The 22,946-nt window shown below is 72.7% G+C and carries 24 protein-coding genes; 4 read left to right on the plus strand and 20 right to left on the minus strand.

Annotation, left to right across the window (positions count from 1 at the left end):
- Positions 1–42 precede the first annotated feature (42 nt).
- Entirely contained in the window at positions 43–591 is a 549-nt protein-coding gene (locus PZ894_RS14870; RefSeq protein WP_275745947.1) for a gamma carbonic anhydrase family protein, read from the minus strand.
- A gap of 66 nt (positions 592–657) precedes the next feature.
- On the opposite strand from PZ894_RS14870, the gene PZ894_RS14875 reads away from it, so the two are divergent.
- Positions 658–1,272 carry an alpha-ketoglutarate-dependent dioxygenase AlkB gene (locus PZ894_RS14875; protein ID WP_275745948.1) on the plus strand — a complete coding sequence of 205 codons (615 nt, stop codon included), beginning with the start codon at positions 658–660 and terminating at the stop codon, positions 1,270–1,272.
- Between the two features lie 18 nt (positions 1,273–1,290).
- Here PZ894_RS14875 and PZ894_RS14880 read toward each other — a convergent pair whose 3' ends face one another.
- Both PZ894_RS14880 and PZ894_RS14885 read right to left on the minus strand, forming a co-directional pair.
- Positions 1,291–1,617: an MGMT family protein gene (locus PZ894_RS14880; RefSeq protein ID WP_275745950.1), complete on the minus strand. Its 327-nt coding sequence runs from the start codon at positions 1,615–1,617 to the stop codon at positions 1,291–1,293.
- Positions 1,614–2,141 carry a DUF488 domain-containing protein gene (locus tag PZ894_RS14885; protein ID WP_275745951.1) on the minus strand — a complete coding sequence of 176 codons (528 nt, stop codon included), beginning with the start codon at positions 2,139–2,141 and terminating at the stop codon, positions 1,614–1,616. Before PZ894_RS14885 ends, PZ894_RS14880 begins: the two co-directional genes overlap by 4 nt.
- 149 nt (positions 2,142–2,290) lie before the next feature.
- Between PZ894_RS14885 and PZ894_RS14890 the strand changes: the two genes are divergently transcribed.
- Together PZ894_RS14890 and PZ894_RS14895 are read left to right on the plus strand one after the other, a co-directional pair.
- Positions 2,291–3,157, plus strand: a complete 867-nt coding sequence (locus PZ894_RS14890; protein WP_275745953.1) for an aldo/keto reductase — start codon at positions 2,291–2,293, stop codon at positions 3,155–3,157.
- 67 nt (positions 3,158–3,224) lie between these two features.
- A complete protein-coding gene (locus tag PZ894_RS14895) occupies positions 3,225–4,565 on the plus strand; it encodes an MFS transporter (protein ID WP_275745954.1) in 1,341 nt (446 codons plus the stop codon).
- A 6-nt stretch (positions 4,566–4,571) separates the two neighbouring features.
- Here the strand turns inward: PZ894_RS14895 and PZ894_RS14900 are convergent, their stop codons facing one another.
- The 15 genes from PZ894_RS14900 to PZ894_RS14970 all read right to left on the minus strand — a co-directional run bounded on the left by PZ894_RS14900 (position 4,572) and on the right by PZ894_RS14970 (position 19,237).
- Entirely contained in the window at positions 4,572–5,294 is a 723-nt protein-coding gene (locus tag PZ894_RS14900; RefSeq protein WP_275745955.1) for an SRPBCC family protein, read from the minus strand.
- A 2-nt stretch (positions 5,295–5,296) separates the two neighbouring features.
- Positions 5,297–6,151, minus strand: a complete 855-nt coding sequence (locus PZ894_RS14905; protein ID WP_275745957.1) for a xanthine dehydrogenase family protein subunit M — start codon at positions 6,149–6,151, stop codon at positions 5,297–5,299.
- Positions 6,148–8,643, minus strand: coding sequence for a xanthine dehydrogenase family protein molybdopterin-binding subunit (locus tag PZ894_RS14910; protein WP_275745959.1), 2,496 nt, complete (start codon positions 8,641–8,643; stop codon positions 6,148–6,150). The genes PZ894_RS14905 and PZ894_RS14910 overlap by 4 nt, the downstream gene beginning before the upstream one ends.
- Positions 8,640–9,110: a (2Fe-2S)-binding protein gene (locus PZ894_RS14915; protein ID WP_275745960.1), complete on the minus strand. Its 471-nt coding sequence runs from the start codon at positions 9,108–9,110 to the stop codon at positions 8,640–8,642. The genes PZ894_RS14910 and PZ894_RS14915 overlap by 4 nt, the downstream gene beginning before the upstream one ends.
- Positions 9,111–9,189: 79 nt before the next feature.
- Positions 9,190–10,530, minus strand: a complete 1,341-nt coding sequence (locus PZ894_RS14920) for an FAD/NAD(P)-binding protein (RefSeq protein ID WP_275745961.1) — start codon at positions 10,528–10,530, stop codon at positions 9,190–9,192.
- A 43-nt stretch (positions 10,531–10,573) separates the two neighbouring features.
- Positions 10,574–11,800, minus strand: coding sequence for a helix-turn-helix domain-containing protein (locus tag PZ894_RS14925; protein ID WP_275745963.1), 1,227 nt, complete (start codon positions 11,798–11,800; stop codon positions 10,574–10,576).
- A gap of 55 nt (positions 11,801–11,855) precedes the next feature.
- Complete coding sequence (locus PZ894_RS14930) at positions 11,856–12,953, minus strand: prolyl oligopeptidase family serine peptidase (RefSeq protein WP_275745964.1); 1,098 nt, start codon at positions 12,951–12,953, stop codon at positions 11,856–11,858.
- Between the two features lie 2 nt (positions 12,954–12,955).
- A complete protein-coding gene (locus PZ894_RS14935) occupies positions 12,956–13,294 on the minus strand; it encodes a cupin domain-containing protein (protein ID WP_275745966.1) in 339 nt (112 codons plus the stop codon).
- On the minus strand, positions 13,294–14,475 hold the full coding sequence (locus tag PZ894_RS14940; protein WP_275745968.1) for an XdhC/CoxI family protein: 1,182 nt from the start codon (positions 14,473–14,475) through the stop codon (positions 13,294–13,296). The genes PZ894_RS14935 and PZ894_RS14940 overlap by 1 nt, the downstream gene beginning before the upstream one ends.
- Positions 14,468–15,595 (minus strand): VWA domain-containing protein, encoded by a 1,128-nt coding sequence (locus tag PZ894_RS14945; protein ID WP_275745970.1) that lies wholly within the window; start codon positions 15,593–15,595, stop codon positions 14,468–14,470. The genes PZ894_RS14940 and PZ894_RS14945 overlap by 8 nt, the downstream gene beginning before the upstream one ends.
- 2 nt (positions 15,596–15,597) lie before the next feature.
- The gene (locus tag PZ894_RS14950; protein ID WP_275745971.1) at positions 15,598–16,473 is read right to left on the minus strand and encodes a MoxR family ATPase; all 876 of its coding nucleotides are present in this window, start codon (positions 16,471–16,473) and stop codon (positions 15,598–15,600) included.
- Positions 16,474–16,545: 72 nt separating this feature from the next.
- Positions 16,546–17,463, minus strand: coding sequence for an endonuclease/exonuclease/phosphatase family protein (locus PZ894_RS14955; RefSeq protein WP_275745972.1), 918 nt, complete (start codon positions 17,461–17,463; stop codon positions 16,546–16,548).
- Positions 17,464–17,485: 22 nt separating this feature from the next.
- On the minus strand, positions 17,486–18,049 hold the full coding sequence (locus PZ894_RS14960; RefSeq protein WP_275745973.1) for a nucleotidyltransferase family protein: 564 nt from the start codon (positions 18,047–18,049) through the stop codon (positions 17,486–17,488).
- A gap of 40 nt (positions 18,050–18,089) precedes the next feature.
- Entirely contained in the window at positions 18,090–18,710 is a 621-nt protein-coding gene (locus tag PZ894_RS14965; RefSeq protein WP_275745974.1) for a hypothetical protein, read from the minus strand.
- Complete coding sequence (locus tag PZ894_RS14970) at positions 18,707–19,237, minus strand: sigma-70 family RNA polymerase sigma factor (protein WP_275745975.1); 531 nt, start codon at positions 19,235–19,237, stop codon at positions 18,707–18,709. The genes PZ894_RS14965 and PZ894_RS14970 overlap by 4 nt, the downstream gene beginning before the upstream one ends.
- Before the next feature lie 52 nt (positions 19,238–19,289).
- Here PZ894_RS14970 and PZ894_RS14975 point away from each other — a divergent pair, with 52 nt between their 5' ends.
- Positions 19,290–20,339: a tellurite resistance/C4-dicarboxylate transporter family protein gene (locus PZ894_RS14975; protein WP_275745976.1), complete on the plus strand. Its 1,050-nt coding sequence runs from the start codon at positions 19,290–19,292 to the stop codon at positions 20,337–20,339.
- Here the strand turns inward: PZ894_RS14975 and PZ894_RS14980 are convergent.
- On the minus strand, positions 20,314–20,895 hold the full coding sequence (locus PZ894_RS14980; protein WP_345799158.1) for a Uma2 family endonuclease: 582 nt from the start codon (positions 20,893–20,895) through the stop codon (positions 20,314–20,316). The genes PZ894_RS14975 and PZ894_RS14980 overlap by 26 nt on opposite strands.
- A gap of 274 nt (positions 20,896–21,169) precedes the next feature.
- Positions 21,170–22,798, minus strand: coding sequence for a chaperonin GroEL (gene groL, locus PZ894_RS14985; protein ID WP_275745978.1), 1,629 nt, complete (start codon positions 22,796–22,798; stop codon positions 21,170–21,172).
- Positions 22,799–22,946 lie beyond the last annotated feature (148 nt).

The following is a 22,946-nucleotide window of genomic DNA, read 5'->3' on the forward strand; positions in this document are numbered from 1 at the left end:
GGCGCTACCGGATTGGCCCCGAGATCGCCCTGACGCCCGCGATCAGGTGGGCCGGTGCAGCTCGGTCTGCCGGCGCATGATCTCCCGCATCGAGGTGCCGCGCGGCACGCCGTACACGGTGCCCGGGAAGTCGAGCGCCTCCTGCACCGCCCACAGCTCGTCGTGCCGGTCCGGCGAGAAGAGCTCCGCCGGGTCTCCGGCTGCGATCCAGCCGATCGGGACGACCGTGTCGGGCTCGAGGCGGGAGTTCACGTGGAGCACGCTGTTGATGCGCAGCTCGGACCCCCGGCCGGCCGACGAACCGGGGAACATCGAGACGCCGGTGGCGACGAAGACCTCGTCCTCGATCCGGGTGCCGTTGAGGTGGGTCCGAGGTCCGACGAGGACGTGGTCGCCGATCTCGACGGGCTGGTCGGGCCGTCCGCGCAGCAGCGCATGCTCCATGACGACGACGTGGGAGCCGATCCGCACCGGCCCGAGGTCGCCGTTCAGCACCGCGCCGTGGAGCACCCTGGACTCGGGCCCGATCGTCACGTCGCCGGTGACGACTGCCGAGCTTGCGACGATCGCCGTGGTGTCGATGTGGGCCATCCGCCGATCGTAGGCGGCCGACCTCGGCGCTAGAACATCTGTTCGAACGCGACGTATGCTCGGCCCATGGACTTCCAGGGCTCGCTGTTCGAGGCGCCGACCGTGGAGACGCCGACCTTCGACCGTGTCGAGCGCCGGACGCTGACCCGAGGCGCCTGGATCGACGTCTGCCGCACCTGGCTGCCCGCGCCCGACGACGTCTTTGCGACGCTCGTGCACGACGTGCCGTGGCGGGCCGAGCGGCGGCAGATGTACGACCGCGAGGTCGACGTGCCCCGCCTCCTGCACACGTACGCCGTGGGCGAGCAACTCCCCCACCCGACCCTCGCGCGGGCGCGCGGCGCGCTGTCGGCGCACTACCGGCCCGAGCTCGGCGAGCCGTTCGTGACCGCCGGCTGCTGCTACTACCGCGACGGGCGCGACAGCGTCGCCTGGCACGGCGACACCATCGGCCGCGGCAGGACCCAGGACACGATGGTCGCGATCGTCTCCCTCGGCGACCCGCGCCGGCTCGCCCTCCGGCCGCGCGTGGGTGGGCCCTCGATCTCGATCGAGATGGGCCACGGCGACCTGCTGGTGATGGGTGGCTCCTGCCAGCGCACGTGGGAGCACGCCGTGCCGAAGGTCGCCCACGCCGGCCCGCGGATCTCGGTGCAGTTCCGTCCCTTGAACGTGTTCTGACCCGGCCCGCCACCGCGCTCACTCATGGTCGGACCACGTCGTGACGCGGGCCGCGCTCATGTCCACGCGTCCTCGGCGCAGCGGCACTCCCTCCGCCTCGAGCAGGGCCGGGGCCCGGCCGTCGTGGCAGGTCGCGGGCGAGCCGTCGGCGTGGACGACGCGCCACCACGGAGCACCTGCGGTGAGCAGACCCATGATCCGACCCACCTGGCGCGCGCCGACGCCGAGATGGTCACCGATGTCGCCGTAGGAGGCGACGCGCCCCGACGGAATGGAGGCAACGACGCCGGCCACCTCGTCGATGAGGGCGGTGGTCGTCCTGACGGGTGGGGGCGTCGGCGTCACGATGCGGTCGGCGGGTAGGTGATGCGGCCGTCCTCGACGTGTGCCATCCGGTTGAGGGAGGCCTCCCGGGTCGTCGTACCCGACAGGATGTCGACGACGTCGACACCCGCGACGAGCAGAGCGTCCGTGATCAGACGTCGGTGGCAGCGCCACGGCACGGCCTCGCTGCACATGATCGCCGGGCAGCCCTCCGCGGCCAGGGCGAGGAGCTCGTGGAGCCCGTCGGCGAAGTCGGCGGTGGCCATGTGGTCGGCGTAGTCACGAAATGCCTTCACCTGCCAGGCGCCGTTCGCTGTCGCGACCCCGGCCGGGGTGTGGCGCCGCCCGCCCAGCTTCGGGATCCAGCGGTAGGCGATGTCCGCAGGCAGCGCTGCCCGGATCTCGGGTTGGTTCCACTGCGGGAACTTCCGGGACGACGGGTAGGAGCGCACGTCGACCAGCTCGGTGACCTCGTGGGACCGCAGCATGGCCACCACGTCGCCGAAGGATCGCGAGGAGTGCCCGATCGTGCAGACGCGGTTCATGCTCTTCCTCCCCAGCGTCGGTGAGTCCCGTGCGGGCGGGTGCGCTGTCGACGTTAGCCGCCGCGGCACGTCGCTCGTCGACGGCGCCGCGACCCCCACCCGCGACATCCACCCGCGACCGTTTGTGGAGCGCTGGTACGAACGACGACATGACCACGACCCACACCAACGCAGACTCGTCGGGCACGTTCATGATCGCGGACGACCTGCCGGTCGTCCGGCTCGGCTACGGCACCATGCAGCTCACCGGGCCGGGCGTGTGGGGTCCGCCCCGCGATCACGACGAGGCGATCCGGGTCCTGCGTCGGGCGGCCGAGCTCGGCACCACGTTCTTCGACACCGCCGACTCCTACGGTCCCGAGGTCGCTGAGCAGCTGCTGCACGAAGCGCTGTCGCCGTACGCCGACGACGTCGTGATCGCCACCAAGGCCGGTCTCGTCCGGCAGGGCCCGGACGTCTGGACCCCGGTCGGCTACCCGCCGTACCTGCGCCAGCAGTGCGAGCTCAGCCTGCGCCGGCTGGGGCTCGAGACCATCGACCTCTTCCAGCTGCACCGCATCGACCGGGCGTACCCGCTCGAGGACCAGGTCGGCGAGCTGAAGAAGCTCCAGGAGGAGGGCAAGATCCGCCACCTCGGACTGTCCGAGGTCTCGGTCGAGCAGCTCGAGGCGGCCCGCGCCGTGGCGCCGATCGCGACCGTGCAGAACCTCTACAACCTCGCCGACCGCTCCGCCGAGGACCTGCTCGTCCACTGCGAGCGCGAGGGCATCGGCTTCATCCCGTGGTTCCCGCTCGCCACCGGCGAGCTGTCGAAGAACGACGGGCCGCTCGCCGACGCGGCCCGCGAGCACGGGGCGACCCCGTCGCAGCTGGCCCTCGCGTGGCTGCTGCGCCGCTCGCCGGTGATGCTGCCGATCCCCGGCACGTCGAGCGTCGAGCACCTCGAGGAGAACACGGCGGCCGCCGCGATCGAGCTCGCCGACGAGGAGTTCACGAGGCTCTCCGCGCTGGCGTGACCGGAGGTCCGGCGGTCGGCCGATAACGAGTGGATCACGGTCGGTGGGCGCTGGGAGACTCCCACCGATGTCCAGCACCGCCGCCCCCGGCCGCCTCACGCTCCGCTCGTTCTGGCACGACCTGCCGCGCGAGGGCAAGCTGCTGCTCTCGGTCGTGGTCTTCGAGTTCATCGGCACCGGGCTGGTGCTGCCGTTCAACGTCGTCTACCTCCACGAGGTCCGCGGCTTCGCGCTCAGCGACGCGGGCCTGCTGCTCGCGGTGCCGCCGCTCGTCGGCTTCCTGGTCGTCGGCCCCGGTGGCGCCGCGATCGATCGCTGGGGCGCCCGGCGGATCCTGATCGGCGCCCTGCTGCTGCAGGTCGTCGGCAACGTCGTGCTGGCCTTCGCGTCGACGCCCACGGTGGCCGCGGTGTCGCTGCTGCTGACCGGCGTCGCGTTCGGCGTCTCGTGGCCGGGGTTCCAGGCGTTCATCGCCGCGGTGATCCCCTCCGACCTGCGACAGCGCTACTTCGGCGTGAACTTCACCCTGCTCAACCTCGGCATCGGCATCGGCGGCCTGGTCGCCGGGGCCGTCGTGAGCGTCGACGACCTGGCGACGTTCCAGGCGATCTACCTCGGCGACGCGGTCAGCTACCTCCCGGCGCTGTTCCTGATGACGGTGCCGCTGCGCCACGTCGCGGGCCGGGTCGAGCACCACGACGAGGCGAACGCCAGGGTCGGCTATCTCGAGGTGCTGCGCCGCCCCGCGGTCGCCTCGATGATGGTGGTCAGCTTCGTGTCGTCGTACGTCGGCTACTCCCAGCTCAACGCCGGCATGCCCGCCTACGCCCGCTCGGTGGGCGAGGTGTCGACGCGCGGGCTCGGCTTCGCGTTCGCTGCCAACACGCTGGTGATCGTGCTGCTCCAGCTGGTCGTCCTGCAGCGCATCGAGGGCCGGCGGCGCACCCGGATCATCGCCGTGATGGCGGCCGTGTGGGCGCTGTCGTGGCTGTTCCTGGGCGCCACCGGCCTGGTCTCCGGCACCTGGGGCGCGACGATGCTGGTCGCCGCGTCCGCGTCGATCTTCGCGTTCGGCGAGACGCTGCTCCAGCCGACCGTCCCCGCGCTGGTCAACGACCTCGCGCCCGACCACCTGCGCGGACGCTACAACGCGGCGAGCTCCGCGGCGTTCCAGCTCGCGCAGATCATCGCGCCGCCGATCGCCGGCTTCCTGATCGGCCACCACCTCGACAGCGTCTACATCGGCTCGCTCGTCGTCGGCTGCGTCGTGCTCGGCGTGCTGGCCGTCGCGCGGCTCGAGCCGCAGCTGCCCGCGCGGGTCAACGGCGTCCGGGAGGCCGAGCTCGTGGCCGACGCCGACGTCGTGCCCGAGCCGACCCCGAAGACCCGGGCCAGCGCACTGGAGTGACCCCGCCTACCGGGTGGCCCACCAGATGACGAGGCCGACCACCACGGCCGCCCCGACCACCGGCTTCCAGTAGGTCTTCACCAGCACCGGCAGCACCGCCGCCCCCACGTCCAGGGTGTCCTGCGACGGCGCCGCCTGGTGGGATAGTCCGTCACGTTCTGGTTGCCCGTCGGGCTGATCGTCAGCCATCTCGTGACGGACTATCCCGGTGGCCGAGGCGGTCCCGGGCTCCGCCTCGGCCGCCTGCTCGGACGCGGGAGTCGTCTGCGGTGGGGCGGACCCCGCCGCGAGACGCTGCTCCAGGCACTCCACGAACTTCCCGAGCAGCTTGTCCGAGACGTCCTGCATCACGCCGCGCCCGAACTGGGCGGGCTTGCCGGTGATCGCGAGGTCGGTGACGACCACGACGTCGGTCGAGGTGCCGTCGGCCGCCGGGGCCATGGTCAGCGTGACCTTGGCCCCGGCGGTGCCGTTGCCGCGCTTGTCCCGGCCCTTGGCGTCGACGACGAAGCGGTGCGCGGCCTCGTCCTTCTCCTCGAACGTGCCCGAGCCGTTGTAGACCAGCGCGATCGGTCCCAGCTTGACCTTCACCGACCCCGAGAACGTGTCGCCGTCCACGGACGTCACGGTCGCGCCCGGGAAGCACTCGGCCACCGACGCGATGTCGTTGAAGTGCGCCCAGGTCTCGTCGACCGACGTCGGGACGGTGAACGTGTGGGTGAGGTCCACGCTCAACCTCCCGCAGCGGCCAGCACGGCGCGGCGGGTGATCACCGTGGCGAGGTGCCGGCGGTAGTCGGCGTCGCCGTTGAGGTCGCTCGGCGGACTGGTCCTCTCCGCGGCGTGGGCCGCCGCCGCGCGTACGGCGTCCTCGGTGGCGGGCTGCCCGGCGAGGGCCGCCTCGACCGCGGTCGCGCGAAGCGGGGTCGAGCCCATGTTGGTGAGCCCGATCCGCGCCTCGGCGATCGCGCCCCCCTCGACCCGCACCGTCGCGGCGACCGCCACGATCGGCCACTGGTGGGCGACCCGCACGAACTTCTCGTAGTGCGCACCCCAGCCGGTGTGCTTGGGCACCCGGACCGCGGTGAGGATCTCGTCGTCACCGATCGCGGTCTCGAAGAGGTCGACGAAGAAGTCGTCGGCCGACACGGTCCGCGTGCCGCCCGCGCCCTGGATCACGAACGACGCGCCGAGCGCCCGCACCGGGGCGCCGAGGTCGCCGGCGGGGTCGGCGTGCGCGAGCGCGCCGCCGAACGTGCCGCGGTGGCGCACCTGGGCGTCGGCGAGGTGCTCGACGGCCCTGGCGATCAGCAACGCGTGCTCGTTGACGAGCGGGTCGGCGCCCACGACCGAGTGCGGCGTCATCGCGCCGATCACGATCGCGTCGCCGTCGTCGCGTACGCCGCGCAGCGAGTCGATGCGGCCGAGGTCGATGACGATCTCGGGGGCGTTGAGCCGCATCCGCAGCACCGGCAGCAGGCTCTGCCCGCCGGCGATGATCTTCGCGTCGTCACCGTGCTCGGCGAGGGCGGCCAGCGCGTCCTCGACCGACGTCGGGGCCACGTAGTCGAACTGTGCCGGGATCACTGCCCCGCTCCTTCCGTGCTCGAGGTGCCCGGTTGCTCCTGGTTGCCTGCGGCACCACCCGCTTCGAAGTGCGGCATCGCCGCCCCCTCGGTGGACCCTCCGGCACCGGGACCGTTGATCGCCTTCCACACCCGCTCGGGCGTGCACGGCATCTGGATGTCGGTCACGCCGAGGTGGCGGACGGCGTCGACGACCGCGTTGACGACGGCGGGCGTCGAGGCGATCGTGCCGGCCTCGCCGACGCCCTTGACGCCGAGCGAGTGGGTCGTCGCCGGGGACGTGGTGTGGTCGATGTCGAAGCTGATCGTGTCGGCGGCGGTCGGCAGCAGGTAGTCGACGAACGAGCCCGACACGAGCGTGCCGCCCTCGTCGTAGACGGCCTCCTCCCAGAGCGCCTGAGCGATCCCCTGCACGAGCCCGCCGTGCACCTGCCCGCTGACGATCAGCGGGTTGATGATGTTGCCGATGTCGTCGCAGGCGACGTACTTGCGCATCCGCAGCGCGCCGGTCTCGGTGTCGACCTCCATCGCGCACAGGTGGGTGCCGTGCGGGAAGGAGAAGTTCACCGGGTCGTACGTCGCGTCGGAGTCGAGCGACGCCTCGACGCCGTCGGGCAGGTTGTGGGCCGCGAAGACCGCGGTGGCGATCTCGCCGATCGCCATGCCCTGGTCGGTGCCGCGCACCGAGAACCGCCCGCCGGCGAACTCGATGTCGTCGACCGACGCCTCCATCAGGTGCGCCGCGATCGGGGTGGCCTTCTCGACGACCTTGTCGGCCGCCCGCACCAGGGCCTCGCCTCCGACCGCGAGTGAGCGCGAGCCGTAGGTGTCCAGTCCCTTGTGCGCGACAGCGGTGTCGCCGTGGAGGATCTCGACGTCCTCGAACGCCACCCCGAGACGGTCGGCCACGATCTGGCTGAAGGCCGTCTCGTGGCCCTGACCGTGCGCCGAGGCGCCGGTCGTCACCTCCACCTTGCCGGTCGCGAGCATGCGCACGCTGGCGTACTCCCAGCCACCGGCGCCGTAGTCGAGCTGACCGAGCACCCGCGACGGCGCGAGGCCGCACATCTCCGTGAACGTCGAGACGCCGATGCCGAGCTGCACGGGGTCGCCGCTCGCCCGGCGGGCCATCTGCTCGGACCGGAGCTCGTCGTAGCCGAACATCTCCCTGGCCTTGGCGGTGGCGGCCTCGTAGTTGCCGGAGTCGTACTCGAGGCCGGCCACGGTCGTGAACGGGAACTCCTCGTGCCGGATCCAGTTCTTCTCCCGGATCGCGAGCGGGTCGGCGCCGACCTCGGCGGCGAGCTCGTCCATCAGCCGCTCGATGGCGTACGTCGCCTCGGGCCGGCCCGCGCCCCGGTAGGCGTCGGTCCAGGTCTTGTTGGTGAGCACGGTCTGGCAGGCGAAGTGGTAGGCCGGGAACTTGTAGATCGCGTTGAACATGAAGGCGCCGAGCACCGGCACGCCGCCGCCGACGATCGCGACGTACGCGCCCAGGTCGGCGAGCAGCTCGACCTTGAGGCCGGTGACCGTGCCGTCCTTCTCGGCCGACAGGGTGAGCTTCTGCCACTGGTCGCGGCCGTGGTGCGCGCTCATCAGCGACTCGGACCGGGTCTCGGTGTACTTGACGGGCTTGCCGATCCGGCGGCCGACCGCCCAGGCGATCCACTCCTCCGGCGTCACCTGGAGCTTGCCGCCGAAGCCACCGCCGACGTCGGGGGCGATCACCCGGATCTTCGACTCCGACACCCCGGTCGTGGCGGCCAGCGCGAAGCGCAGGATGTGCGGGATCTGGGTGGCGGAGTACATGACGTACTGCTCGCCCGTCGGGTCGACCACGACCGACCGGGGCTCCATGAACGCCGGGATCAGTCGCTGCTGGCGGTACTCGCGCTCGATGACGATGCCGTCGGTGCGGGCCTTGCCGATCGCGTCCTCGACGTTGCCGCCGGTGCCTGCCTCGCCGGAGTCGAAGACCCACAGCGCGGACTTGTTGGTGCCCAGGTCCGGGTGCGCGATCACCTCGTCGGCGGCCGCGGCCTTGAGGTCGAGCGCGGCCGGCAGCTCGTCGTACTCGACGTCGACGAGCTCGGCGGCGTCGCGCGCCTCGGCGGCGCTTCGGGCCACGACGACCGCGACGATCTCGCCGGCGAAGGACACCCGGTCGCTCGGCATCGGGCAGTGCACGGGCGCGACCTGGTCGGGCGTGATCGGCCACGCGTTGATGCAGACGCCGAGCTCCTCGCCGAAGTCCGCGCCGGTGAGCACGGCGACGACGTTCGGCGCCGACCTCGCCGCGCTCGTGTCGATGCCGGTGATCGTCGCGTGGGCGAACGGGCTGCGCACCATCGCGAGGTGGAGCATCCCGGGCAGCACGATGTTGTCGGTCCAGCGGGTGCGGCCCGTGATCAGCCGCTGGTCCTCCTTGCGGCGGCGGTCGCGGCCGATCTCGCGGTCGACGGCGTCGGCGGGACGCTCCTGGGTGGCGGTCACGACGTCACCCCCTGACCGCTCGCGTGCTGCACCGCACGGACGATGTTGTGGTAGCCCGTGCACCGGCACAGGTTGCCCTCGAGCCCGAGCCGGATCTCCTCCTCGGAGGGCTTCGGGTTCTCCTTCAGGAGGTCGACGCTCTGCATGATCATGCCGGGCGTGCAGAAGCCGCACTGGAGACCGTGGCACTCGCGGAACGCCTCCTGCACCGGGTGCAGCTGGCCGTCCTGCGCCAGGCCCTCGATGGTGGTGACCTCGCCGCCGTCGGCCTGGACGGCGAGCACGTTGCACGACTTCACGCTGGTGCCGTCGAGGTGGACGGTGCACGCGCCGCAGTTGCTGGTGTCGCAACCGATCACGGTGCCGGTCTTGCCGAGACGCTCGCGGAGGTACTGCACGAGCAGCATGCGGGGTTCGACGTCGTCGGACACCGCGGCGCCGTCGACGGTCAGGCTGATCCGGGTCATGGACTCTCCTCGAGGACGTGACCTGCTGTGGTGCTGGTCACGCTAGGAGGTGCCGGTTGGTCGAAGGTAGGCCGACCCGTCAGCGCAGCGCGGCGGCGAGGACCAGCCGGGCGACCTCGGCCGCCTGGGCGCGGATCTCCGGGATGGCGGTCGACTCCCAGAGGGTCCCCCTGCGAGGCGGCCCCACGGCGTACAGACCCTCGACGACGCGGCCGTCGGCGCCGATGACCTCGCCGGACACCGTCGACTCGAGGCCGAGCCGGAGCGGGTCGGGAGCGACGAGGCCGCGGGCCTGGAGGGCCCGGAGCAGCGGGTCGTCGGTGCGGCTGATGTCGGTGAGTGGGCCCGTGCAGTTGACGACCGCGTCGGCGGCGCCGACGTCCACGCGACCGGTGCCGCCGGGCACGAGCGTGAGCCGACCGTCGCGGCGGTAGCGGTCGATCCGGTCGGCGACCTCCGGAGCCATCCGGTGGCGGCGCACCTCCCAGTCGCGGGCGTACGTCGCGAGGAAGCGCCGCCGTTCGTCGACGTCGAGCCGGCGCCAGATCTGCTGGGTCTGGGGCCGCAGCCCGTCGACGACGTTGCGCCAGTCGACGCCGTGGGCGCGGGCCGCCTCCACCTGGTGGCGCACGAGCGCCGCGACCGAGTCGGCGGTGAGCGGTCCGGCGGGGACGTCGGTCACCCACGCCGTGGACTGTTGCGCGATATGGGCGCACGGAAGCAGCCCGCTGCGGCTGACCATCACCGCGCGGCGGCGCGGCCGATCCTCGAGCAGGGTGATCGCGGTGTCGATCGCGGTGAGGCCGGTGCCGACGATGACGACGTCGGCGTCGCCGGGCAGCGCACGGATGGCGGCGAGGTCCCAGGGGTTGCCGATCAGGCCCGGCAGTCCGGCGAGCTCGGGCAGCTCCTGGGGCCTCTGGTTGCCGTAGGCGAGCACGACGACGTCGGCCACGCTGGTCCGTCCGCGGGCCTGCAGCTCGAAGCCGGAGTCGGTGGGCACGAGGTCGTCGACCCGCCCGGCGCTGATCGTGAGCCGGTGGTCGGCGGTGTCGGCAAGGGTGTCCTGGAGGTACGCCGCGTACTCCATCCGCGGCAGGAAGCCGAGCGGGTCGGGGTCGCGGCCGGCCCGGCGCGCCCAGTCCAGCAGGTCGGAGGGCACGTCGGCGAAGGCGCTCATGTGCCGGGCGCGCACGTTGAGCAGGTGGCGCGGGTCCGAGGTGCCGTACGCGACGCCACGGCCGAGCACCCCGGTCGCCTCGTGGACGGTGACGCACAGCGAGGAGTCGTCGGAGGTGGACAGCAGCTGGAGCGCGGTGAGCACGCCGCTGGCGCCGCCCCCGACGACGGCGACCCGCGCCGCGGCGGGCGCGGGACGGGACGCGGCGGGGTCGGGCTGGGCGCGGTCGAGGACGGCCATGGCGCTAAGTCTAGTGAACTACTTGTCTTAGCTGGGAAGCGGGTCACCGCTGGGCGGCGGCCAACCGTCCCTTGAGGAGGGGCACGGCCGGGTGGCCCTGCGGCAGCCGGGCCAGGCAGACCTCGAGGACCTCGGTGTCGTACGGCGCCCGCTCGCCGTAGCTCAGCACGGCGTCGGGGTCGGGATCGGCGAGCAGCGCCTCGCGGACCGCGACGGCGACCAGCTCGGCCAGCTCGGCCAGGGCGGGCGAGTTGGTGCCGGGCAGCAGGTCGCCGCCGTACGCGTCGACGGCCGCGGTGACCCTCCCGCGCCGGAGCAGGCCGAGCACCAGGTCGACGTCGGTGGAGACCGGCATCGTCAGCCGGTAGGGCCGCGAGGCGAGCTGTCCGCCGAGCGACGCGCGCAGGTGGGAGACCTCGGCCTTGAGCGTGGAGGTGGTGACCGCCTGGTCGCCGTAGACCAGCGCGTGCAGGTGCTCGAGGGACAGCCCCTCGGGGTGCATCGCGAGCAGCGCGAGGATCTCGGTCTGTCGGCGGTTGAGCAGCAGCCGCTGCCCGTCGAGCCAGGTCTCGGCGGTGCCGAGCAGGTGCATGACCAGGCCCGGCTCGGTGCTCTCGCCCAGGCGCACGGGGTGCTGGTGCGAGAGCGGCATCGCGGCCTCGATCAGCCGCGCCATCACCCGCGCGGTCGCCAGCCCGATCGGGTGCGTGCGGTCCCAGGTGGTCGACAGGTCGATGACGCCGAGCTGGGTGCCGGTCGCCGGGTCGTGGACGGGCGCCGCCCAGCAGACCCAGTTGTGCACGATCGAGGCGTAGTGCTCGGCGCTGAAGACCATCGCCGGCTCCGACAGCCGGTTGGCCAGGTCGAGGGCGTTGGTGCCGACCGACTCGTCGTCCCAGCGCCCGCCGGGCACGAAGTTCACGGTCTCGGCCTTGCGGCGCATCACTCGGCCGCCGTACGTCCACAGGATCCTGGTCTCCGGATCGGTGACGGCGATGACGAGGTCGCCGTCCTCGGCCGTGCGCCGCAGCTCCGCTTGGACGCGCTCGACCGCGGTCTGCAGGGCCGAACCGCGCCAGTACGCCGCGGTCTCGGACTCGTCGGCGAGCGGAGCCTCGGCGACGTCGGGCGCGATCGCGGCCTCGGAGCGGTTCCAGCTGGTCAGGATCTCGGGCCGGACCATCGCGGCCGCCTCGTCGCCGTGCTCGACGAACGCCGTCCAGGCGCGGACGGCCTCCACGCGGCGCGTCTGCAGCTCGGTGCGTGCCATCGGACCCCCCGGGGTGCGTTGCTGTGGGCCAACGTAGCCGACTCGGTGACGTGGGTCATGCCCCGAGACGGGCGCGGAGGAACTCCACGGTGCGCCGCATGGAGGCCGGGAACTGCGGACCGAAGGCGTGCTCCTCTCCCTCGTAGACCGCCAGGGTGCTGTCCACCCCGGCCCGGGTGAGCAGCCGCTGGCTCTCGCGGGACCACGCGATCGGGCAGCTGTCGTCGGAGGTGCCGTGGTGGATCAGCACGGGCACCTCGATCCGGTCGAAGTACGTGCGCGCCGACAGGGCGCGGTAGGCGCCGGGGTTCGCCCGCGGCGACCCGCCCAGGTCGTCGTAGAGCGCCTGCGCCGCGTCGGGGCGCTCGGGGATGGTCCATCGGCGCAGGTTGTCGAGGTAGTCGGAGCTCACGGGCGCGAAGACCACGGCCGCGTCGACGAGATCGGGTTGCGCGACGATGGCGTTGTAGGTGACGCCGCCACCCATCGAGCGGCCGACCATGCCGAGCCGTTCGTCGTCGACGTACCGCTCCTGCTCGAGCGCCTCGACCGCGCCGATCGCGTCGCGGGTGTAGACGAGGCGGGTCTCGCGACCGAGGTCGCTGACCGGGTCGGAGGCGGCGTGGCCGCGATAGTCGGTGTGCAGGACGACGAACCCGTTGGCGGCGAACCACTCCTGCTCGCGGGACATGCCGAGCCCGAGCGTGTAGTAGCCCGGGTCGATGTGGCCGTGGTTGAGCACCAGAGCCGGGAACGGCCCGCGACCGGTCGGCACGAGCAGCTCACCGGAGACCGTCGCGCCGTCGACGGTGTAGGTCACCGCCCAGCTGGTCCACCGGTCGGTGCCCCCGAGCCGCGCGGTCCGCCGGATCCGGCCGGCGTCGATCTGCTCGCGCATCAGGTTGGCCAGCGACGGGGTGTCGGTGGTGGGTGGCAACCTCTCGTCCTGCTCGGCGGGGGTGGGGGGCTGGGTGGGGCCCGGAGACAGCTCGGCCGCCTCGTCGGTCGGGGCCGAGTCGGTCGGCGCGGTCGCCTCGGTCGCCTCCGTCGACTCGGTCGACACGGTCGGCGCCGGTTCGGCCGAGGGATCCTCGCCCGAGCAGGCACCGAGCGGCAGCGCGAGCGCCAGCACGAGGGCCGCGCCGCGCCGCATCGTCAGTCCGCCAGTCGGTTCGCGACCGTGAGCAGCACGGCCGCGTCCTCGATCGCCTCGAGGTCGTGGCGCTGCGGCGGGATCAGCAGGAAGTCGCCCGGTCCCCCGCTCCACTGCTCGCCCCCGGCGTGCAGGGTCACCCGGCCGCGCAGCACCTGCAGGGTCGCCTCGCCGGGGCTCTCGTGCTCGCCGAGCGACCTCCCGCCCGCCAGCGCGATCAGCGTCTGCCGCAGGTGGTGCTCGCGGCCGCCGTGCACGGTCACGGCGCTGCGGCCGCTGCCATGGTCGCCGGCGATCGCGAGGTGCTCGTCGGCGAGCCGGGTCAGGGAGTGTCCGTCCATCACGCGAGCTCCTTGTGGATCCGTCCGTCGAGCGACGCGAGTGGCTCCCCGCTGCCGCCCCATCGCCCCGCGATGATCTCCGCGGCGATGCTGATCGCGGTCTCCTCCGGGGTCCGCGCCCCGAGGTCGAGGCCGATCGGGCTCGAGAGCCGCTCGATCTCCTTGTCGTCGACGCCGGCCTCGCGCAGCCGCGCCAGCCGGTCGTCGTGGGTGCGCCGCGAGCCCATCGCGCCGACGTACGCCACCTCCGGCAGCCGCAGCGCCACCTCCAGCAGCGGCACGTCGAACTTCGGGTCGTGGGTGAGCACCGTGATCACGGTCCGGCCGTCGACGCGGCCGGCGTCGGCCTCCGCGGCCAGGTAGCGGTGCGGCCAGTCGACGACCACCTCGTCGGCCTCGGGGAACCTGGTGTTCGTCGCGAACACCGGCCGCGCGTCGCAGACCGTCACGTGGTAGCCGAGGAAGCTGCCGACCCGCGCGACGGCCGCCGCGAAGTCGATCGCGCCGAAGACCAGCATCCGCGGCTTCGGCGCGAACGCCCAGACGAACACCCGCATCCCCTCGCCCCGGCGCTCACCGTCGGGGCCGTAGGTCAGCGTCGCGTTGTGGCCGGCGGCCAGCAGGCCGAGCGCATCGTCGTGCACGGCGTCGTCGGCCCGCTGCGACCCCAGCACCGGGATAGTCCCTGACGTTTTCGGGGTGTGGGAACGCTCCCCGACCCCCGAAACGTCAGGGACTATCCCTTCGGGGCGTACGACGAGGCGCCGGCCCAGCCGGGACGGGTCGGGGTGCTCGATGACGGTGGCGAGGGCGACCGGGCGGCCGGCCTCGACGTCGGCGGCGATCTCCTCGAGCTCGGGGAACGTCTCGCGGCTGACCTTCTCGACGAACACGTCGAGGATGCCGCCGCAGGTGAGGCCGACGGCGAAGGCGTCGTCGTCGGAGACGCCGTAGCGCTCCAGGACCGGCTCGCCGTCGGAGACGACCGACTCGGCGAGGTCGTAGACCGCGCCCTCGACGCAGCCGCCGGACACCGACCCGACGGCGGTGCCGTCGGGGCCGACCAGCATCGAGGCGCCGGCTGGGCGCGGCGCGGACCGGAAGGTGGCGACGACGGTGCCGACACCGACGGTCTCCCCGGCCCGCCACCACTCCAACAGCTCGGGCAGCACGTCACGCACGCGAGATCACCTCCGACAGCTCGGCGAAGGTCGCCAGCGAGTGGCCGGCGACGAAGTCGTCACAGTGCGGCAGCGCCGCGAGCACGCCCTGCTGGACCGGCTCGTAGCCGACCTTGCCGCGGTGCGGGTTGACCCACACGACCCGGTGGGCGACCCGGCGCAGGCGCGCCATCTGCTCCCCGAGCAGCGTCGGGTCACCGCGCTCCCAGCCGTCGCTGAACACCACGACGACGGCGCCGCGCGCCATGCCCCGCTGGCCCCACCGGTCGAGGAAGAACCGCAGCGTCTCGCCCAGCCGGGTGCCGCCCGACCAGTCCGGGACCGTCTCTCCCGCGGCGACCAGCGCGCGCTCGGGGTCGCGGATCCGCATCACCCGGGTCAGGTGGGTCAGGCGGGTGCCGACCGTGAACGTCTCGACCACGCCGCCCTGACCGCGGCCGACCTGGGTGAAGCGGTGCGCGAGCCGCAGCAGCGCGTCGGCGTACCCGCTCATCGAGCCGGACACGTCGATCAGCAGCACCACCCGGCGGGGCCGCACGCCACGACGCCGCCACGCGATCTCGGCCGGCTCGCCCATCCGGCGCAGCGACGCGCGCAGCGTGCGCGGCGCGTCGACCTGGCCGCGGTGCCAGCGCTGGTGCCGGGCCGTACGCCGCACCGGCGGGCGCGGCCGCAGCGTCGCGAACATGGCGGCTAGCCGCTGCTTCTCCGCCGCCGACAGCGTCGCGACGTCGCGGTGCCGCAACACCTCGGTCGCGCTGGCCCGCGCCCGCACGACCTCCTCCTCGGCGTCGTCCCCGACCCCCGATCCGTCGTCGTCCGGCAGGCCGGAGAACCCCGGCACGCCGCCTGGCTGCGCGGGGCGGGAGCGGGGCAGGCCGTCGGGCCCGAAGAACGCGGTGAACACCCGGTCGTAGCGCTCGAGGTCGTCGGGGCCGGCGCACAGCGTCGCCCGACCGGCGAGGTACGTCGCGCGCTGGTCGTCGAGGCCGAGCACCGAAGTCGCGGCGAGGAAGCCGTGCGCCCGGTCGTGGGTGACGGGTACGCCGGCCGCCCGCAGCGCGCGCGTGAACGCCAGCAGGATCTCGTCGCCGCCCCGGTCGGCCGGCCGTGTCGTCATGGTCAGGCCCGCAGCATCCGGTCCAGCGCGTGCCGCACCCGGTCGGCGTCCTCGCGGTACTTCACCAGCGCGCCGAGTGTCGCCGACGCGGCGGCGAGGTCGAGCTCCGCGGTGCCGAGGTAGGTCAGCGCCCGCGCCCAGTCGAGGGTCTCGGCGACGCCCGGCGGCTTCTGCAGGTCGTCACGGGCGCGCAGGTCCTGCACCACGCCGACCACCTGACGGGCCAGGGCGGCCGAGACCTCGGGGGCCCGCGACCGCACGATCTCGACCTCGCGGTCGAGCCCGGGGTGGTCGATCCAGTGGTAGAGGCAGCGCCGCTTGAGCGCGTCGTGGAGCTCACGGGTCCGGTTGGAGGTCAGCACCACGATCGGCGGCGTCGCGGCGCGCACGGTGCCGAGCTCGGGGATCGACACCTGGTAGGTCGACAGCACCTCGAGCAGGAACGCCTCGAACTCGTCGTCGGCGCGGTCGACCTCGTCGACCAGCAGCACGGCCGGACTCTCCTGGAGCGCGCGCAGCACCGGCCGGGCGAGCAGGAAGCGCGCGTCGTACAGGCTCTTCTCCGCCTCCTCGACGCTGCTGTCGCGGCCGGCCGCCTCGAGCGCTCGCAGGTGCAGGATCTGGCGCGGGAAGTCCCAGTCGTAGAGCGCCTGCGTGGCGTCGATGCCCTCGTAGCACTGCAGCCGCACCAGCGGCCGGTCGAGGCTCTCGGCGACCGCCTCGGCGAGCGCGGTCTTCCCGGTGCCGGGCTCGCCCTCGAGCAACAGCGGCCGCTGCATCCTCAGCGCGAGGAACGTGACCGTCGCGAGCGCGTCGTCGCACAGGTAGCCGGTCGCACCCAGGCGCCCGGCGATGTCGGCGGGGGTCGACGGCTCCATGCCACGAGCGTAGTCGGCGGGGTGTTGGCTCCGGGTTGGGCCGGCCCGGCCCAGGTCCGGCCCAGGTCCGGCTCAGGGAGCGCGGTACGCCGAGACCACCGGGAAGTGGTCGGAGACGCGGAACTGCTCGTCGCGGCGCACGTCCACCGACCGCGCCTTCCGGGTCGACCAGATCACGTCGAGGTAGGCGCCGCTGCGCGAGCCGGAGCCGTGGCCCGGCTGGAGCTGGCCCTTGCGCGCCTCCCAGGAGGCGACGAGGTCGCGCCGGCGCAGGGTCGAGAAGGCGAACCTCTTCTTGCGCACGACCTTGTCGCGGCCGTAGTTGACGTTGAAGTCGCCCACCACCCAGACCGGGCCACCCGACCACTTCTTCTCCTTCTTCACCACCTTGCCGAGGTTGCGCACCTGGTCCGTGTACATGCCGACCCGGCGCGGCACGCCGGGCAGCGGCTTGCCCGCGTTGACCGATCCGGAGAGGAGGTGCACGTTGACGACCGAGATCGTCTCGCCGCTGGTCCTGCTGCGCAGGCGGGCGACGGTCGCGAGCGTGGCCGCCTGGTGGACCAGGCCGGGACCGGTCTTGCTCTCGACCTTCCGTCCTGCGGCGATCTTCGGTGACCGGCCCTTGACCAGGCGGAAGGCGTCCTGGTTCCAGAAGACCGGCTCCTGGAGGAACCTCTGCGACACGTAGCTGCCGATGCCGGGCATCGACCGGAGCGCGGCCGCCTTGTCCTTGCCGGCCGCCTCCTGGATGCCGCCGATGTCGACGAGCGCGCTGAAGTCCTGCACCGCCTGGCGCCACCGGTCCAGGGGCAGCCCCGCGTTGATGTTGAAGGTGCCGATGCGTACCGCGGAGGCGCGCTCCGCTGCGGGTGCGCTGCGGTGCTCCGGCGCAGGTTGCGCGGCGGCGGGGACCCCGCTGAGCAGGAGCGCCCCCACTGCGCCGGCGGCGATCGTCGAGCGAACCGTTCCGAGTACGGGAGTGCTCATATGAGGTCACGTACCCACGACCTCAGCCGCCAATCGTGTCGACGTCGCGCCCGCCCGCGAGGTCGCCGCACTCCACCTCCTCCACCGTCCGGGTGGCGAGGTAGTCACGGGCCCCCCGGTCACCGGTCGCGCCGCCGGCGACCGCCGCCCAGTGCGCGCGCCCGAGGACGACGGGGTGGCCGGGCCGGCCGTCGTACGCCGCGCGCCGCAGCGTGCCGGCGTCGGGCGGGTCGGCCAGGAGCCGGCGGACGACGTCGGCGCCGACGTCGGGAAGGTCGACGAGCGTGACGACCGCCGCGACCGCGTCGGTGGCCTCGACCGACGACAGCCCGACCCGCAGCGACGCCGACATCCCTGAGGCCCAGTCGGCGGCGACGACGGCCACGGCCCCGGTGCCGTCGAGCAGCGGGAGCGCCTCCTCGGCCCGCGCGCCGAGCACGACGTCGACCCGGTCGCAGCCTCCGTCGCGCAGCGCCCGGACGCCGCGGACCAGCCACGGCTCGCCGTCGTCGGCGCGCACCAGCGCCTTGGGCCGGCCCATGCGTCGTCCGGCCCCGGCCGCGAGCAGGATGCCGTGGACGGTCACGGACCCATTCTGTCGGGCGGAGTCCGCGAGGTGGAGTCCGTCAGCCGAAGGCCTGCTGGTAGACCGCGGCCAGGTCGTCGTCGTACGCCGCGGAGAAGCCGCAGAGGCTGACCTGGTCGTCGACGGCCGAGACCAGGTAGCGACCGCCCTGCTCGAAGCTGACCGCGGACGCGACCCGCTGCATCTGCACGCTGGGGGCGGTCACGGTGACCTCGTCGGTCGGGTCGCCGGCGTACCAGTGCGTCGGCGTCAGCGTCACCAGGTCGCCGTCGACGGCCGTGACGGTGCCGTCGAACGCGACGTCGGCGCGGCCCAGCACGTCGGCGGTCGGGACCATGCACTTCCCGGCCCCCACGTCGTCGGACACCGTGAGGTGGGTGGCCGACGGCGCCGCCTGGCCGGCGTCGGTCGGCGCGGAGCCGTCGTCGGTCACCGCACGCAGTCCGAGGAACCCGGCACCGGCGATCACCAGGACCGCGGCCGCAGCGACCGCCCACGTGAGGGGGCTGCGCTGACGGGTGCCGGTCTCGCGGTTCTCGGTGGTCAGCTCGGTGCTCATGACGTCCTCCACGAGTCGGGCCGTCCCCTCGGGGTCGGCCGGCGGGAGGGAGGTCGCCGGGTCGGCGGCGCGCAGCCGCGCGAGCAGCTCGTCGTCGGTCACGGTGTCCTCCCCTCTCTCGACTCCTCATGTCCGGACCACGTCCCGGTCTTTCGCAGCTGCCCGCGCAGTCGCTCGCGGGCGCGGTGCAGCCGGATGCTGGCGGCGTTCGCCGAGATGCCGAGCACCGTCGCGATCTCTGCCGGTGTCAGCTGCTCCCACGCCCACAGGCGCAGGAGCTCCGCGTCGCCAGCGCGCAGGCGGGACATCGCCGCGGTCAGGTCGGGGTCGCCCTCCCCCGGCTCGATGCCGGAGGGGCGGGGCGGGTCCAGCGCCGCCACCTTCGCGGCCACGCGCCACTGCCTCCGCGCGGTGCGCTCGGCGTTGCGCAGGCAGTTGGCCGCCACGGCGTACGCCCAGGGCAAAGGCGGATCCGGCAGCTCGCCCACCCGCCGCCAGCAGACCAGCAGGGTCTCGGCCAGGACGTCCTCGGCGGTGTCGGGATCGGTACGCCGGGCGAGGTAGCGCCGCAGCGGCTCGACGAGCCCCGGCGCGATCTCCTCGAAGCGCTCGCGTCGGCTCTCGTCCACGCACCCAGCCTCACACACCGCACCACACGACCCCGCCCGGTACCGTGCAGCCGTGTCCGTGCTCCGCGACCGCCTCCGCTCCGGCGTCGAGGGCCTGACGCCCGGCTACTTCGCCCTCGTCATGGCCAGCGGCATCCTCTCGGTGGGGATGGCGCTGCAGGGCCACCGGACCCTGTCGTCGGTGCTGCTGGCGATCTGCGTGACCGCCTTCGTCGTGCTGCTGTCCCTCACCGCGTGGCGGTTCGTCGCCTTCCGGCACGCGGCCGTCGACGACTTCGTCGACCCCCGGCGCGGCTTCGGCTACTTCACGTTCGTCGCCGGCACCAACGTGCTCGGCGTCCGGCTCGGGCTCGACGGCCACTACACCGCGACCGCCGTGCTGCTCGCCCTCGCGGGCACGGCCTGGCTGGTGCTGGGGTACGTCGTGCCGTGGACGGCGGTGCTCGGGCGGCAGGAGCGGCCCGTGGTGGCGACCGCCAACGGCACCTGGTTCATCTGGACGGTGGGCACCCAGTCGGTGGCGACGGCGGCCGCGACGCTGGAGCCCCACGTCACGACCGGACGGTCGGCCCTCGCGCTGCTGGCGGTGCTCGCGTGGTCGGTCGGCGTGTTCCTCTACGCCGCCACGGGTGTGGTGGTGACCCTGCGCCTGATGCTCTACGACTTCGGGCCCGAGGAGCTCAACCCGCCGTACTGGGTGGCGATGGGCGCCCTCGCGATCACCGTGCTCGCCGGTGCCCGCATCGTCGAGATGGCGGACACGCCGATGGTCGCCGCCACGCGCGGCCTGATCGCGGGCCTGTCGGTGGTGTGCTGGGCGTTCGCGACGTGGCTGATCCCGGTGCTCGTGGCCGCCGGCTGGTGGCGCCACGTCGTCCGGCGCCTCCCGCTGCGCTACGAGCCGACCCTGTGGAGCATGGTCTTCCCGCTCGGCATGTACGCCGCCGGCGGGATCTACCTGGGTGAGGCCGACTCGCTGCCGCTGGTCAGCGACATCGCGGGCGCCGAGCTGTGGGTGGCGTTCACGGCCGGCGTGATCGTCTTCGCGGCGATGCTCTGGCACCTCGGCCGGTGGCTCACCGGACGAGCGTCGCCGGGCTGACCGCGAGCGGGAACGGCAGCTCGCTGCGCCAGACCTCCTCGCCGGCCACCGTCGCGACCTCGACGTACGCGCCGTCCGAGAGCCGCCAGGCGGTGAGGGACGGCCGGTCGGGGTCGACCACCCAGTACGACGTGACCGCGGCCCGCTCGAAGGCGGCGCGCTTGAGGTTGAGGTCGATCAGGCGGGTGCTGCGGGAGAGCACCTCGACCGCCAGCACGGGGAGGCCCACCATCTTTCGCCCGGCGAGCTTGGTGCGCGCAGCGACCAGGATGTCGGGCTGGAGGACCGTGGAGTCCGACACGGTGATGTCGAGCGGGGCGAGCATCACCTCGAGGTCATCGGTGCAGGCCGCGCGCAGCAGGACATGCAGGTTGCCGACGACCCGCTGATGTGGCACGAGCGGCGACGGCGTCACGATCAGCACCCCGTCGACGAGCTCGTAGCGGTGCCCGTCATCGGGCATCGTCTCGAGATCGGCCGCCGTCAGCGGCCGCCCCCAGGGAAGCGCGAACGGGCCACCCGGCGGCAGTCCGGTCGCGGCGGTCATGGAACTCATGGTGCCTCCTCGGGTCCATGCCCTCAAGGCTCGGTCACGCTCTGCCCCAACGCGACCTCTCATCCACAGGCGGGCGGTCGACGTCAGCCGGACGTGGTGCGCCTCGTCCATCAGCCCAGCGATCGGCTCGACCTCCCGGCGGCCGCAGTGCTCGCACATGACGTCCGCGGTGCCGCACCGGGGGGCCGCTGCCAACGGTCGATGGTCCCGAAACGGCCGAACGGCCCCGGTCCAGGAGACCGGGGCCGTTCGGGTGTTGCTACGAGAGCGGGAATCAGAAGTCCATGCCGCCCATGCCGCCGGTCGGGTCGCCGCCCATGGGCGCGGCCTTCTCCGGCTTGTCGGCCACGACCGCCTCGGTGGTGAGGAAGAGCGCCGCGATGGAGGCGGCGTTCTGCAGCGCGCTGCGGGTCACCTTGGCCGGGTCGATGATGCCCTCGCCGATCATGTCGACGTACTCGCCGGAGGCGGCGTTGAGACCGTGACCGGGGGTCAGGTTCTTCACCTTCTCCGCGACGACACCACCCTCGAGACCGGCGTTGATCGCGATCTGCTTGAGCGGGGCCTCGGTCGCGAGACGCACGATGTTGGCACCGACGGCCTCGTCGCCCGACAGGTCGAGCTTGTCGAACGCCGTCGCCGACGCCTGCACCAGGGCGACGCCGCCGCCGGCGACGATGCCCTCCTCGACGGCCGCCTTCGCGTTGCGAACGGCGTCCTCGATGCGGTGCTTGCGCTCCTTGAGCTCGACCTCGGTGGCCGCGCCGACCTTGATGACGGCCACGCCGCCGGCCAGCTTGGCGAGGCGCTCCTGGAGCTTCTCGCGGTCGTAGTCGGAGTCCGACTTCTCGATCTCCGCACGGATCTGGTTGACGCGACCGGCGATCTGGTCGGCGTCGCCCGCACCCTCGACGATGGTGGTCTCGTCCTTGGTGATGACGACCTTGCGGGCCTGGCCGAGCAGCTCGATGCCGGTCGACTCCAGCTTGAGGCCGACCTCCTCCGAGATGACCTGGCCGCCGGTGAGGATCGCGATGTCCTGCAGCATGGCCTTGCGGCGGTCACCGAAGCCCGGGGCCTTGACGGCGACGGACTTGAAGGTGCCGCGGATCTTGTTGACGACCAGCGTGGACAGCGCCTCGCCGTCGACGTCCTCGGACAGGATCAGCAGCGGCTTGCCCGACTGCATGACCTTCTCCAGCAGCGGGAGCAGGTCCTTGACCGACGAGACCTTCTGGTTCGCGATGAGGATGTAGGGGTCCTCGAGGACCGTCTCCATGCGCTCCGGGTCGGTGACGAAGTACGCCGAGATGTAGCCCTTGTCGAAGCGCATGCCCTCGGTGAGCTCGAGGTCGAGCCCGAAGGTGTTCGACTCCTCGACGGTGATGACGCCTTCCTTGCCGACCTTGTCCATCGCCTCGGCGATGATCTCGCCGACGGTGGTGTCGGCGGCGGAGATGCTCGCGGTGGACGCGATCTGCTCCTTGGTCTCGACGTCCTTGGCCATGCCGAGCAGCTGCTCGGACACGGCGGACACGGCGGCCTCGATGCCCCGCTTGAGGCCCATCGGGTTCGCACCCGCGGCCACGTTGCGCAGGCCCTCGCGGACCATCGCCTGGGCCAGGACCGTCGCCGTGGTGGTGCCGTCACCGGCCACGTCGTCGGTCTTCTTGGCGACCTCCTTGACCAGCTCGGCGCCGATCTTCTCGTAGGGGTCCTCGAGCTCGATCTCCTTGGCGATGCTCACACCGTCGTTGGTGATCGTGGGGGCGCCCCACTTCTTCTCGAGCACGACGTTGCGGCCCTTGGGACCGAGGGTGACCTTGACGGCGTCGGCGAGCGTGTTCATGCCACGCTCGAGACCGCGCCGGGCCTCCTCGTCGAATGCAATCAGCTTCGGCATAACTCCTGCGATTCCTTCGCATGCTGAGTACGTGGACCGGGGCGGCGGGTTGCCCGCGACGGACGGCCCCCGCTGGACCCGGCGAACCCTTTCTCGCCGGCGCACGGAGCCTCAACGTCGCCGTTCCGGTTTGTCACTCTCGGGTCGA

The organism is Nocardioides sp. YIM 152315 (assembly GCF_029210375.1).
Taxonomy (GTDB): domain Bacteria; phylum Actinomycetota; class Actinomycetes; order Propionibacteriales; family Nocardioidaceae; genus Nocardioides.